11 protein-coding genes and 1 pseudogene are annotated in these 13,359 nt (G+C 69.6%); 6 read left to right on the top strand and 6 right to left on the bottom strand.

Annotation, left to right across the window (positions count from 1 at the left end):
* The first annotated feature begins 92 nt into the window (after positions 1 to 92).
* The gene (locus EDD90_RS09210; protein WP_123972600.1) at positions 93 to 704 is read left to right on the top strand and encodes a hypothetical protein; all 612 of its coding nucleotides are present in this window, start codon (positions 93 to 95) and stop codon (positions 702 to 704) included.
* A gap of 127 nt (positions 705 to 831) precedes the next feature.
* On the opposite strand, the gene EDD90_RS09205 is transcribed toward EDD90_RS09210, so the two are convergent.
* The 4 genes from EDD90_RS09205 to EDD90_RS09190 are packed head-to-tail and all read right to left on the bottom strand — an operon-like array spanning position 832 to position 5,659.
* Complete coding sequence (locus EDD90_RS09205) at positions 832 to 1,851, bottom strand: ABC transporter permease (RefSeq protein WP_123972599.1); 1,020 nt, start codon at positions 1,849 to 1,851, stop codon at positions 832 to 834.
* Complete coding sequence (locus EDD90_RS09200) at positions 1,848 to 2,822, bottom strand: ABC transporter permease (protein ID WP_123972598.1); 975 nt, start codon at positions 2,820 to 2,822, stop codon at positions 1,848 to 1,850. Before EDD90_RS09200 ends, EDD90_RS09205 begins: the two co-directional genes overlap by 4 nt.
* A complete protein-coding gene (locus EDD90_RS09195; protein WP_123972597.1) occupies positions 2,819 to 4,390 on the bottom strand; it encodes a sugar ABC transporter ATP-binding protein in 1,572 nt (523 codons plus the stop codon). The genes EDD90_RS09200 and EDD90_RS09195 overlap by 4 nt, the downstream gene beginning before the upstream one ends.
* Before the next feature lie 12 nt (positions 4,391 to 4,402).
* On the bottom strand, positions 4,403 to 5,659 hold the full coding sequence (locus EDD90_RS09190) for a substrate-binding domain-containing protein (RefSeq protein WP_123972596.1): 1,257 nt from the start codon (positions 5,657 to 5,659) through the stop codon (positions 4,403 to 4,405).
* Positions 5,660 to 5,935: 276 nt separating this feature from the next.
* Here EDD90_RS09190 and EDD90_RS09185 point away from each other — a divergent pair, with 276 nt between their 5' ends.
* Positions 5,936 to 6,190, top strand: a complete 255-nt coding sequence (locus tag EDD90_RS09185) for a Smr/MutS family protein (RefSeq protein ID WP_123972595.1) — start codon at positions 5,936 to 5,938, stop codon at positions 6,188 to 6,190.
* Between the two features lie 39 nt (positions 6,191 to 6,229).
* A pseudogene (locus EDD90_RS09180) lies at positions 6,230 to 6,436 on the top strand (MarR family transcriptional regulator); the annotation flags it as partial.
* 120 nt (positions 6,437 to 6,556) lie between these two features.
* Here EDD90_RS09180 and EDD90_RS09175 read toward each other — a convergent pair.
* Positions 6,557 to 7,633, bottom strand: coding sequence for an NAD(P)/FAD-dependent oxidoreductase (locus EDD90_RS09175; protein ID WP_123972594.1), 1,077 nt, complete (start codon positions 7,631 to 7,633; stop codon positions 6,557 to 6,559).
* 227 nt (positions 7,634 to 7,860) lie between these two features.
* Here EDD90_RS09175 and EDD90_RS09170 point away from each other — a divergent pair, with 227 nt between their 5' ends.
* Positions 7,861 to 8,988: a S8 family peptidase gene (locus tag EDD90_RS09170; protein WP_260327750.1), complete on the top strand. Its 1,128-nt coding sequence runs from the start codon at positions 7,861 to 7,863 to the stop codon at positions 8,986 to 8,988.
* A gap of 36 nt (positions 8,989 to 9,024) precedes the next feature.
* On the opposite strand, the gene EDD90_RS09165 is transcribed toward EDD90_RS09170, so the two are convergent.
* Positions 9,025 to 10,779 (bottom strand): hypothetical protein, encoded by a 1,755-nt coding sequence (locus EDD90_RS09165; protein ID WP_123972593.1) that lies wholly within the window; start codon positions 10,777 to 10,779, stop codon positions 9,025 to 9,027.
* 538 nt (positions 10,780 to 11,317) lie between these two features.
* On the opposite strand from EDD90_RS09165, the gene EDD90_RS09160 reads away from it, so the two are divergent.
* A complete protein-coding gene (locus EDD90_RS09160) occupies positions 11,318 to 12,064 on the top strand; it encodes an N-acetylmuramoyl-L-alanine amidase (RefSeq protein ID WP_260327749.1) in 747 nt (248 codons plus the stop codon).
* Between the two features lie 186 nt (positions 12,065 to 12,250).
* Positions 12,251 to 13,147, top strand: coding sequence for an aminoglycoside phosphotransferase family protein (locus tag EDD90_RS09155; protein WP_123981060.1), 897 nt, complete (start codon positions 12,251 to 12,253; stop codon positions 13,145 to 13,147).
* Positions 13,148 to 13,359 lie beyond the last annotated feature (212 nt).

Raw genomic sequence — 13,359 nt, 5'->3', positions numbered from 1 at the left:
AGTTTCCGCCGCAGTCACGCTCGACCCTGCGGTCTCGATGGTCGGAAGGGAACGGACGCGTAATCGTGTACCGGGCTGCACAGACAGTAGGTGTGGCCGGTTCTCTGCTCCTCTCGTTCATGGGAATTATCGGAACCCTGATCGGCAGCGGCCTGACGGGTTTCCTCGCTCTGCGGTCGGAGCGTGCCAGGCAACATGCTCTGGAACAACAGGAGGAACGCGAGTCACGGCGGCGGGAAGTGCTTCAGGAACTCGATCTCCGCCTGGAGCACCATCGGTGGCGTCGAGAGCATCGGAAGGCGATCTACGAGGAGTTCACCGAGAAGTCCCAGACGGCCCGGATCGCGGCTCTCGACTATCACAGATGCTCTCTGCCCGGTGCTCCGGAGGCCGCGCAACGGGAGGAGATCCGGTTGCGCGGCAGAATCGCGTACAGGGATGCTCTGCAGACGTCCTACGCGGTCGAGTTGCAGGGCCCCGAGGAGGTGGCCGCGCGGGTGGGCGACTGCATGTCCAGCCTCCGCTCCCTGCTGAGCTGCGCGGAGGAGCACGAGGCGAGGGCGGTGGCGGGGTCGCTGAGCGAGGCTGATGTCCTGGACATGGACGAGCAGATCACGGCGTGCTTCGACGATGCACAGCGCGTGCTTCGGCTCTTCATCCGCGCCGGGCGCGAGGCTCTGGACCGGCCCACGCCGCCCGCCTGAGCCGACGCACCCGTGCTGATCCCGGGTTCCCCACTCGGTACGACACGGCGCAGGTCGTACCGGGAGTGCGGTGGGAGCCGGAGCGGTGGGTGGCTGGCGCACACCGTCGGCCGGCTCCCCGGGCGGTTCAGATGCGGTCGCGCAGCCGCCTTTCCCGGCCGTAGAGCCCGACGACGACCAGGATCAGCCCGCCGGTGATCATGTCCTGTGCGGCCGACGACAGTTGGTTGGCGCTGAGCAGCAGGGCGACCACCGACAGCACCAGCGCGCCGAGCACCGTACGCCAGTAGTCGCCGCGCCCGCCGAACATGGTGCCGCCGACGATGACCGCCGCCAGGGACTGGAAGAGATAGGGGTCGCCGATCGTGACGTTGCCCGAGCCCGAGTAGCCCGCCAGCAGGATGCCCACGCAGGTGGCGAGCACCGCGCTGGCGATGTACGCGTAGATCCAGGTGCGGTTGACCCGCACCAGGGCGAGCCGGGCGGCCGGCTGGTTGACGCCGGTCAGGTAGAGGTTCCGGCCGGCACGGGTGCGGGTGAGCACCAGGCCGATGACGATCGCCACCACCGCCCAGATCACGACCACCGGCGGGATGCCGATGCCGAAGGTGGTGCCGTTGGCGGCGGTCAGCTTGCCCAGCCACGCCGGGGCGACGCCGGTGGCGGAGCCGTTGATCCACTTCAGCACCAGACCGGACAGCAGCGCGCTGACGCCCAGCGTCACGATGAGCGGCTCGACCTTGAAGCGGTACGACAGCACTCCGTTGACGAGTCCGCCCACCACGCCGACGGCCAGCGCGACCGCCACCGCGGCCCCGGTGGACCAGTGGTCGGTGCCGCACAGTTCGGCGATGATGACATTGCCGGCCGAGATGAACGCCGCGATGGAGAAGTCGATCCCGCCCACCAGGACGACGATGGTCTGCCCGGCGCCCGCCAGCCCCAGCAGCGAGGCGTTGACGAGGATCGCGTAGAGCACCCGCTGCGAGCCGAAGCCCTCGATGGTGCTCAGGCCGTAGATGTACAGCGCGGCGAGCGCGAGCAGTTGGAGCAGCGGGACCCGGCGCTGCCACTCGTTGAGCGTGTGGAGCAGGGGAACCCCGCCCCCTCCCGTCGTCGGGTCCGCGACCGCGCTCTCTGTGGTCATGCGACGGCCCTCCTGCGGGCGTTGGTCAACACGGCGCCCACGACCACGGCGAAGAGCAGCATCGCGCCGTAGATCGCGGTGGACCACAGGGTGGACACCCTCACCACGTTGAGCAGGTTGTTGATCAGGTAGATGCCGGCCGCGCCGAGCAGCGAGCCGAGCAGGGAGCCCCGGCCGCCGGCCAGCGAGGTGCCGCCCAGGGCCACCGCGGCGATGGCGAGCAGGGTGTACTGCGCGGACATGCTGGCCGCGCCCTCGCTGATGAGGGACATCAGGGCGATGCCGGCGATGCCCGCGTAGAGCCCGCCGAGGGAGTACGCGGCGATCCGGACCTTCGGCACGTTCACTCCGGCGGAGAAGGCGGTGGCGTCGTCGCCGCCGACCGCGTACAGCGCCTTGACGAACGGCGTCCGGGACAGGGCCCACCAGATCAGCAGCGGGGCGCCGATGGTCAGCAGGGCGCCGGGGACCGGGCCGAAGGAGCCGGCCAGGTCCTTGGTCCACGAGGTGCTGCCGGAGGGGACGGTGTCGCCCTGCACCTGGGTGGCCAGACCGCCGATGACGATGTTGGCGCAGAGCGTGGCCACGACCGGCTGGAAGCGCAGTACGGCCACGAGGGCGCCGTTGACCGCGCCGATCGCGGCGCCGATCGCCAGGCAGACGGGGATCACCACGAAGGGCGAAGTGAGGCCGTTCGGGAGCAGGTTGGCCACGATGACGATGTCGATCAGGGTCAGCAGCGGGCCGATCGAGATGTCGATGCCGCCGCCGCCCGAGAGGATCGCCGGGGTGCTGGCCATCGCGGCGACGGCCAGCGGGGCGAAGGACGCGAGCACCGCCGCCCAGTTGCCGAAGGCCAGGAACGCCGGCTGGAGGGCGGTGTTGACCACCAGCAGGAGCAGTGCGAGCAGCCCGGCGAACGCGTACGGGCGCTTGCCGAGCAGGCCCCGCAGGAAATCGAGGGCATTCATGAGTCACCATCCGGGGAGGCGGAGCCGGCGACCGATGAGGTGACCGTGCGGCCGAAGAACGCGGCGACCAGGGACTGACGGGTCAGGGACCGGCGGTCGAGGGTCGTGGAGTGCGAGCCCTCGCGGAAGACGAGGACGCGGTCCATGAGCTCGATGTGCTCGTCGACCTCCGTGGAGAGCATGACGACCGCGACACCGCGCGCGGTCAGCTCGTCGAGAAGGGCGTAGATGTCGCGCTTGGCGCCGATGTCCACGCCCCGGGTGGGGTCGTTGAGCAGGAGCACGTCCGGGCGGCGGGCGAGCCAGCGGGCGATGACGACCTTCTGCTGGTTGCCGCCGGACAGGGTGGTGATGGGATCGGACTCGCGGCCCATCCGGACCTTGAGGCCGGACCGGTACTCCGCGAAGCGGCCCAGCGCGGACGCCCGCGACAGCAGCCCGAAGCGGGTGTCCTTGTCCTGGGTCGCGGCCGAGAAGTTCTCCCGGATGGAGAGCGTCCCGAACAGGGCCTCGCCGCGCCGGTCGCGTGGTACGTAACCGATGCCGGCCGCCGCCGCCCGCTGCTCCGAGCGGATCTCGCTCTCGCCGCCCACCTCCACGCGCGTGACGGACCCCTCGCCCGCGGGGCCGTGCCACAGCGCCTTGATGAAGGCGTCCTGGCCGTGGCCCTCGAGGCCGGCCAGGCCGACCATCTCCCCGGCCCGCAGCTCGAAGTCGACCGGGTCGGCGTCCGGCCGCAGCCGCAGCCCGCGTACCCGCAGCAGTACCGGCGCGTCGGCGGCGGGGCCGGTGCGGTGCGCCATCGCGCCGCCCTCGGGGATGTCGGTGAGGTGTTCGGCGCCGGTCATCAGGCGCACCAGCTCGGCCGTGGTGGCGTCCTCGGCCTCCAGGGTGGCCACCGACTCGCCCGAGCGCAGGACGGACACCCGGTCGGAGATCGCGTCGACCTCGTCCATGCGGTGGGAGACGAACAGCACGGCCATACCGGCCGCCTTGTGCCGGGCGATGGCCTCGAAGAGCCGGTCCCGGGTGGCCACGTCGAGCGCGCTGGTGGCCTCGTCCAGGATCAGCACCCGGGGTTCGCGGACCAGCGCGCGGGCGATGCCGCAGGCCTGCCGGTCGCTCAGCGAGAGCTGTTCGACCGGGGTGTCCAGGTCGGGTGCCTCGCCGAGCAGTTCGCCCAGCACGGCGGCGGCCCTCTCCCGCTTGTCCGCCTCGGAGATCTTCCGCCGGAAGACCCCGTCGGCACCGAGCCAGACGTTCTCCAGCACCGAACGGGGGCCGACAACCAGAACCTCCTGGTAGACGGCCATCACACCGGCCGCGATCGCCGCCGCGGGGCCGCCGAGACGGACCGCACGGCCGCCGACCCGGTAGCCGCCGGAGTCCGGGGCGTGCACCCCGGTGAGTATCTTGACCAGGGTGCTCTTGCCGGACCCGTTCTCGCCCATCAGGGCATGGACCTCGCCTGCCAGAAGCCGGAGCGAACAGGACCGCAAGGCCCTGGTCGCCCCGAACGACTTGGCGAGACCGGTGACTTCGAGGGCCACCTGGCTCTGCTCGCTCAACGTACTTGCTCCCTACGAGCCGAAGAAGCCGTCGATGTAGCTCGTCTCCGCGAATGTCTGGCCGACATCGCCCACCGTGATGGTGGAGGCGTCACCGGTCTTGAAACTCGACTTGGAGAACTTCGACAGGTTGTCGCTCGTGACGAGCGGCGGATTGATGACGATGTCCGAGGCCTTGACCCCGTCACCGTCGAGCATGTGCTTGGCCACCTGGGTGACGGCCTGGGCCAGTCCGTCGGCCGGGTTGTACAGGCCGACGCCCTTGTAGCTGCTCTGGTTGGCCGCCCAGTACGCCACTCCGCCCTTGGTCAGGCCGTTGTCGGCGACCGGCGCCACGGTGACGTTGGACTTCTGGAAGGCCGAGATGATGCCCGTGGTCATCGGGCCGCCCTCCAGGACGCCGCCGATGGTCTTGGTCGGGTTCGCCGCCAGGTACTGCTGGACCTTGGTCTGCGCGGTGGTGGGGGAGAAGTCGGTGTAGATCGAGTCGTCCAGTGTCATGCCGGAGCACTCCGCCAGCGCGGCCTTGGCACCCTTGAAGGTGTCCGTGTCGATCGGCACGCCCTTGATCCCGTGCACGCCGAGGATCGTGCCCTTGCCGCCCATCGACTTCGCCAGGGCGGCGGCCTGCGCCTCGCCCGCCGCGAAGGCGTTCGGCACGACGTTGACGGTGTTGGCGTCGGCCACGTTGTTCAGCACCGAGATGGACGGGATGCCGGCCTTGGCGGCCTTGTCGACGACCGACTCGAAGCCCGCGGCCAGCGGCTGGTAGATGATCAGATCGACCTTGTCGGTGATCAACTGGTTGAACTGCGAGATCTGGTTGGTGACCTCGTTGGTGGACACCAGGTCGATGACCTTGTAGCCCTGCGCCTTGAGGTACTTCTGCAGCGCGGTGTTGATCAGCGTCTGGTAGGGGTTCACCAGCTGGGACTCGGAGATGCCGACGGTGATCGTCCCGGACTTCTTGCCCTCCCAGTTCGCCCACGCGCTCTTCCGCACGGTGCCGGAGTAGCCGCTGTACGCCGCGGTGTAATCCGAGCCCAGGGCCTTGATCAGGCCGGCCGTGTCGTTGTACTTCGCCGCCGGGACGGTGCCGCAGGACGAGGAGGACGAGTCGGAGCCGGCGCTCGTGCTGTCGGAGCTCTTCTTGCTGCAGCCCGCCGCGGTGAGGGTGAGCAGGGCCGCGGCACAGAGAGCGCCCGAGATCCGGACGGTGCGGTTGCGGTGCGTCGTGGCGGTGGCCGCGGTCGCTGGTCTTGCGGTCATCGTGGGGACTCTCCTTTGAGCCTGTGCGAGTCGGCGCCGGGTCACGGAGCGAAACGGCCCGACTAAATTGCACGGCAGCGTAAGAAGTGCCCGAAACGACGTACAAGGTCCTCAGTCATCGAGCCTGGGGATGGGTGGTATGCCGGCCCCGTCCACGCCGCCCGGCCGCATCGCGGTCGGCCGCAGCTCGACCCGCCCGGGGAGGGGTCCCGACGGGGTGTCGCATGGCACACTCGGACCGGGTCGTCACAGGCGGCGGCAGCGGGAGGAAGCACCTTGCTGACATTGGATTTGCACCCGATCTTCCGGAACAACCGCGACATCGAACTCGCGTTGCGGCAGATCGTCTTCCAGGCGAAACGCACGGGGGAGCCCGTCGTGCAGATCATCCACGGAAAGGGCACCGGGCAGCTCAAGGGGCGCGTCCTCGCGTTCCTCGGCCAGAAGCACATCCGGAAGCTGTACGACCGCGTGGAGATCGACACGGTCAACACCGGCCGGATCCTGGTCCACTTCGCGCCACGCCCCTGAGCCGTCCGCCGGGCGCCGCGGTCCGATCGCCATGTCCCAGAGCGCCAGGTCCTCATCCGGCTCACCGAGGAAGGCGCAGCACGCCTCGCCGCCATGCGGGCCGAGCTGCGCGCACGCCAGTACGCTGCCCTGTCGCAGTTCGCGCCGCAGGAGCGGCACGAGCTCGCCGCGCAGTTGCACCGCCTCGCCGGCATCATCGGCGGGACCGTCCCCGGGGCGGCCGGATCGGCGCCGGGCAAGGTCTGAGCGCACGCTGTGGGCTGCACCGGGCACGTGCCGCCCGGCCCGCCGCCCGGCGGGGCGCGGCGCCGCCGGGAGGGCGGAGCCCGGTCCTGTCCCCGCCGGCGAGCGCGTCCGCGGTCCCGGCTACCGGCCGGCGGCGGGCCCGGGGTGCAGCAGGGAGTCGAGACCGTGACGGCTGTTGCCCAGCACGCGCCGGGACGTCTCGGCCTCCGCCGCCCCGCTGAACGCTCCGTCGGCGCGGGCGGTGACCGCGGCCTTGGCATCGGCGCCGATCAGGTCCATGTTGATGGCCGCCGCAGCCTGTGTCCCGGATGCGGCGGCGGCCGGGACACCCGCCAGCAGGTCCGTGACGTTGCCGGCGGCCCACACTCCCTCGATGCCGGTGAACCCGGCCTCGTCGGTGACCAGCCGCACACCCAGCCCCATCGGGTGCTCCGTCACCGGTAGACCCAGCTCGGTCAGGAAGCCGGCCCGTGCCACGAACCGCGGCGCCACCACCAGCGCGTCCACCGCGACCGACCGCCCCGAGGCCAGACGCACGCCCGACAGCCGGTCCGCACCGTCGACGTCCAGGCCGCGGACCTCGCCATCGACCACCCCGACACCGAGCGCGGCCAGCTGCTCCCATTGCTCCGGCGCCAGCTCGCCGCCGGTGTGCAGGAACAACGTCACCTCTGACGACAACTGCCGGAACAGCAGCGTCTGGTGGAACGCCGCCGGGCCGGTGCCCAACACGCCGACCGCCGTATCGCGCACCTCCCAGCCGTGGCAGTACGGGCAGTGAAGCACGTCGCGCCCCCACCGCCGCGCAAGGCCCGGGACGCCGGGGAGCTCATCCACCAGCCCCGTGGTCACCAGAACCCTCCGCGCGATCGCCCGCTTCCCGTCCCCGGCGCCCACCACCAGACGTCCGCCCTCGCGGCGGACCCCCTCGACGCGACCGGAGACGATCCGCCCGCCGTACGAGGAGACCTCCTCCCGCGCCAGCCGGAGCAGTTCCAGCGGCGCGATGCCGTCCCTCGACAGCAGGCCGTGCGCCGCCGAGGCCGGAGCATTGCGCGGCTCACCCGCATCGATCACCAGAACCGACCGACGGACCCGCGCGAGCGTCAGCGCGGCCGACAGGCCCGCCACACCACCCCCGACCACCACGACGTCCCACACCCGACCGGCTGCCTCGTCCCACTCCGTCTCGTTCATACCGCGACACTGCGACCTCCCTGTCGCCGACAGCAAACGTCCATGCCGTTTCGGCAAAAGACGTCAGCGGGCCGGGCCACGGCGCCGAGGCCGTCACATGCTCTGCTCTTTCGGCGGCCGGCGGTGGCGCCCCGGGAGCGCGAGAGGCGAGGTCCGGCCGGAACCGCCCGCCCCTTGTGGTCGTCTTGTGCGCTGACTGTGTACGAAGCAGGGGTACGGGGGACGTTGTGACGCGGAAACTGACGAAGGCCGGTCTGATGGCGGTGGCCATGGCGACGGTGCTCGGGGCCTCGGCCTGCGGCGGGGAAGCCGGTGCGGCCCCTGGAAGCAGCGGCGGGACACGCCCCGCGCACGGTACGACGGAGTCCGTGGCGTCCTCCTCCGGAGGCGGGGTGTCGTCCGAGTCGGCGTCGACGTCCGGCGGCAGCGTGGGGAAGCTGTCCGGGGCTGCGCGGACCGCGGCGTCGTCCATCACCCGGAACGTGCCGTGGAACCTGGACATTCTGGACCAGCGGTCGCGGCCCCTGAACGGGAAGCTCACCACCACCGCCACGGGCAAGGGCGTTCACGTCTATGTGATCGACACCGGGATGGACATCGGCCACAAGGAGTTCGGCGGACGCGCCCACCTCGGCGCCGACTTCGTGGGCCCGAAGGACTCGGGTGACTGCTTCAGCGAAGCGGGCGTCGGCCACGGCACGTTCGTCGCGGGCATCATCGGCGGGGCGAAGTACGGGGTGGCGCCCAAGGCGGAGCTCGTACGGGTGCAGGGCGTCCTGTGCGAGAGCGAGGGCGGCGGCTCCCCGGCGGCGGCCGAGGCGGCCTTGGTGAAGTCGGTCAAGTGGGTCACCGCGCACGCCCAGAAGCCCGCGGTGGTGAACATGTCGCTCAACCTCGACCACCGGTCGGCGGCCCTGGAGTCCGCCGTGAAGAAGATGGTCGACGCGGGGATCCCGACGGTGGTGTCGGCCGGCAACTTCCATGACGACGCCTGCAAGCACTCCCCGGCCGGCGTCCCCGGCACGATCGTCGTCGCGGCCTCCACCCCGAACGACCGCCCATGGAGCGACGGCGGCTCCTACGGATCGGGGTACGGACGCTGCGTGGACCTGTACGCACCCGGCCAGAAGGTGACGGCCGCCCTCGCAGGCGGAGGTACGACCACGGAGGACGACGGCGCCACCTCCTGGGCCGCGCCGCACGCGACCGGTGTGATCGCGCTGTACCTGTCGGCACACCCCCACGCCACGGCCGACCAGGTCCACGTCTGGCTCGACCACACGGCCACCCGAGGTGTCCTGCGCGGCGTCCGCTCCGACACCCCCAACCGGCTGCTCAACACCGGCGGCCTCTGACCTCGGGCGCAAGAAGGCCCTGTCCGGCCTCGCCCGTCAGTACCCGTGGGGAGGCCGGTTGGGGTCGAACTGCTGGACCTTCTTGGCCAGATCGGAACCGTCGACCGCGACCCCGTACCGGCTGCGGACGTACCGCATCGCGGCGGCGATGCATGCCACGGGGTCGTAGATGTTCACCGAGGTACCGGGAGCGTGGCGCTGGGCGAACGTCTGCGGGATGCACTGCACGATGCCGCGGGAGCACTGGAAATGTGTGAGCGCGCCGTTCAGCCTCACGATCGGTTCGTGGAGCCGATAGCCGTCCCCGAAGTCCTTGACCTTGCTGAAGCCGGGAGGCGTCCTGGCGTTGGAGTCCCACAGGTTGCAGGCGTTGGGATTGCCGGACGACTCGCGCGCGACGGCTGTCCGGAAGCCCTTCACCCAGAAGTTGCTCGCCCGGACTCCGGCCACCGTGCTCGCCTGCGCGATCCAGTCCTCCAGCGTGCCCTCCGACGTACACCGGTGGAACGTCACCTGTGTCGGGTGGATCTGTCCCATGGCCTCGACGCCGGCACCATCGGTCGTCCCGCCCGCCGGGAAACCGGCATGCACCCGGAACAGCCCGGCGCGCTGCCCGAGTTCCGTCAGCGACTGTTCTCCGGGGGCACCGACGGCGTCACTGCCGGAGAAGTGCAGCACCGTACGGCGAAACTCGTCGTAGAGCCCCTGAGTGGCGGTCTCGAAGATCCCGCGCTCGTCGGTCACGTCCGTGTGCATGACCCTCCTCAGCCCGTCCTGCACCAGAGCCACATCGGCCTTCGGGCTGGCGTCTCCGCCGGGCTGCTCCCGCTCCTCCTGAGCACTGTGCGTCGAGGCCCAGACCACCTGGTTCAGGCTGACCCAGGGCTGCTCCGCGGCCGGGGACGAACCCGCCCTGACACTGAACAGCTCGGACTGCCGGCCCAGTTCGGCCAGTTCCTGCGTGCTGGGAACGCCGTGGCCGTCCGCCTCGGGGTGGCCCAGTTTCTCCATGCGGAACCGTTCGAAGAGTTCCTGTGTCTCCGCCTCGAACACCGAGTGCGGGTCGGCCGGGGCCACGCCCATGACGTTCTCCAACGCGTCCTGTACGAGCGCGACATCGTCCGCCGCGGAGCCGCCGCCGTTTCCCGCGGCCTGCTCCTCGGCGGTGGGGCGGGAGGCCGCCCAGGCGAGCTGTTGCGAGGACACCCACGGCAGCGCCTCTTCGGCCTCCGCCATGGGCGGTGCAACGGACTCACGGGACGAGGCAACGGCCATATAGGTGTATCCGGGTTTGTTCTTCAATCCCGGATCAGCCGTGACGATGCCCTCCGTGAAGTGCGGCAGCCCGTATCCGTAGAGAAAACTGTCCCGGCGGGCACGCTTTTTCAGATACACCCCGTTACCCTCGGACGAACCGTTGGCGTTCGTGTTCCCTTCGATGGTGTACGCAAAATCCGCGTCGTACCTGTAGACGAGTCCGACGTGTTCGCCTCCCGAGTGGCCGAAGAAGACCATCGCCCCGATCGCGGGATAGTACGAGAACCTGCCGTGACTCTTGTACCAGTTGACAGCCGCCGGGCAAGAGGCGGTCACCGGCGCCAGACTCTTCACGCCCGCCTGCTGGAAGGCCCAGGACTGAAAGGTCTGACACCATGACTGGTTCTGTGACCACTCCAGTCCGGGAACGGCCGGAGAAAACTTCTGATGGTTGTTGTGGTGGCCGTTCGAGAAACCCTCGTGGTATCCCACTTCGGTCTTCTCGATGGCGATGAGGGTGTCGGCCTGACCCATCGTGTTCCATCTCCCTTCCCGCGGACTGCGGCCCCAGAGAACGAGGGAACACGAACGCGCACGCGGAGGAACGCAACAGACGCCTACGGGAATTCGGCCACCGGTCACTGGGCTCGCGCGGCCGTTGTGCTCATGCTATAGCCGGTGCTGCGGTGCCGCATCTGCGGAGCATCTCAGAAAGCGTCCAGGACGCCCCCAGGCGCGGATGTGGCGAGGAAGAGTGCCGGAACCGCGACCGCCCGCTCGTTCGTTGTGATCGGCCGCTGTATTGCTTGACTTCGCCGAGTGTGCAGATGCACTCTGATAAAGACGCTACGTATGTGCCATGTGTCAGTCGCGAACATCGCCTTCACCGACCCAACTCTCCTGGTTCGGTGCCGCCGTTCTCCCAGGAACCCGGCTCAGGGATTTCGTGCCGCCATGCGACGGCGTCCACCCGCAACTCGCAAGGGAGTGAGGAATGCAACTCGTCACTCGTGCTGAGTGGGGGGCCAAACCACCCCGATCGCCCCTCGTGAACATCGCGTCCACTCGTGGCGTGAAGGTCCACTATGAGGGCGCCCCCGTCCCGCCCGATCTCGCCAAGCCAGAAAACCACCCCAAGTGCGCCGGCCGAGTTCGGGACATCCAGGCGGCTCATCTGGCGAACCGCAAGGAGAATTACTCCGACATCGCCTACAGCTTCGTGGTCTGTCCGCACGGAAGTGTTTTCGAAGGGCGCGGCCTGCACAAACTGCAAGCCGCGAACGGCAACCACCAGCTCAACCTGAACCACTACTCGGTGTGCGCCATGGTGGGCGACGCCGGCCTCACCCGTCCGACCACTGCCCAACTGGCCGGAATTCGCGACGCCATCGACCTGCTGCGGGCGAAGGGCGGCGCCGGGGCGGAGATCAAGGGCCACCGCGATGGCTTCGCCACCCAATGCCCCGGCGACCCCCTGGAGACATGGGTGAACAACGGCGCTCCACGGCCCGGGGCCACACCTGCCGGTATCAGCGTCAGCCTTTCTCACGTCGTCGCTGCCGCACACACCGACCCGGGTGCCGCCCAGGGGCACACGACGTTCCCGGCGGACGTCAGACCCGTGGAGGCCGCCCTGGTCGCAGAGGGGCTGCTGGACCCGACGTTCGGCAGTGACGGATCCTTCGGGTCCCACACCGTCGACGCCTACGCGGCCTTCCAGCGTCGCGAGGGGTTCACCGGAGCGAACGCCGACGGCATCCCGGGCGAGTCCACCCTCACAGCGCTCGGCAGCCGGCACGGGTTCACCGTCGCCGCCTGACTCCGGACGCCTGCGCAGAGCGAGGAGTCGCGAGGACCGGTGAGGGTGTCACCGGTCCTCGTCTTGATCTCGGCGTGCACCAAACTCAGTTGATCCAGAACCTGGCGTATGGATACTTGCTGTCGTCTCAGTTGATCCGGTCTGCTTCCGGCGTTGCGCATGGGACTGGTGGGAGGGCCTGCGGGAATGACCATGCACGATGACCAAGTGGACGTGACCACTGACATCGTTGCGACCCTGATCGAGGAACAGTTCCCTGAGTGGAGCGGCAAGGCGATCCAGCTCCTGCCGTCGACCGGGACGGTCCACGCCATCTTCCGTATCGGGAACGACCTTTCGGCGCGCTTCCCACTGCGTCCGGCCGATGCTGCCGAGGTGTTGGCGGTTCTGGAACGGGAAGCCCGGGCGAGCGCGGAGCTGGCACAGGTGTCCCGGTTCCCCGCCCCGGAACCCGTCGCCTTGGGAAAGCCCGGAGCGGGTTACCCGATGCCGTGGTCGGTCCAGACATGGCTGCCGGGAACGGTCGCCTTTGACGCCGACCCGAGTGGGTCGGACGCCTTTGCCGAGGACCTCGCGGCCTTCATCGCAGCCCTGCGGGACGCCGACACCGGCGGACGGCTCTTCAGCGGCGAAAATCGTGGCGGCGTCCTCGCCCACCACGACGATTGGATGGCGAAGTGCTTCGAGGAGAGTGAGGAGTTGCTCGACGTGCCCCGGCTGCGCCAGGTGTGGAGCCGCTTTCGGGAGTTGCCACGCACGGGTGCCGACGTAATGAGCCATGGTGACCTGATTCCCGGCAATGTGCTCGTCACGGGAGACCGGCTCGGCGGGGTACTCGACACCGGCGGCTTCGGCCCGGCCGACCCCGCGCTGGATCTGGTCGGTGCCTGGCACCTGTTGGAGTCGGGCCCGCGGGAAGTGCTCCGGCGGACACTGGTCTGTGACGATCTGGAGTGGGAGCGCGGCAAGGCATGGGCGTTCGAACAGTCGATGGGTGTCGTCTGGTACTACGCCGAGAGCAATCCGACGATGAGCGGAATGGGACGCCGGACACTCGACCGCATTCTGGAGTCGATGCAGTGATGTCGCCCCACCCGCGACTCTGCGCGGGGCTGCTTCGCAGTCCGGTGCAGTGGTACGACGGCGATGTGGGCGAGCGGCCGCCGCGACGGGCTGTGGTGCGACAGGGATTTCCCAGGACGACCGCGCCGACCGACTGCCGTGCACGACGCCGCCGGGCAGCGGGACGCGGTCAGCCGCCTCATCGCGCGTCAAAACCCCGGCGACTTCGGCGA

The sequence above is a fragment of the Streptomyces sp. Ag109_O5-1 genome, assembly GCF_003814875.1.
GTDB classification, from domain to species: Bacteria; Actinomycetota; Actinomycetes; order Streptomycetales; family Streptomycetaceae; genus Streptomyces; species Streptomyces sasae.
The sequence above is the reverse complement of the archived record's forward strand: the minus strand, read 5'-3'. Positions and strand labels throughout refer to the sequence as shown.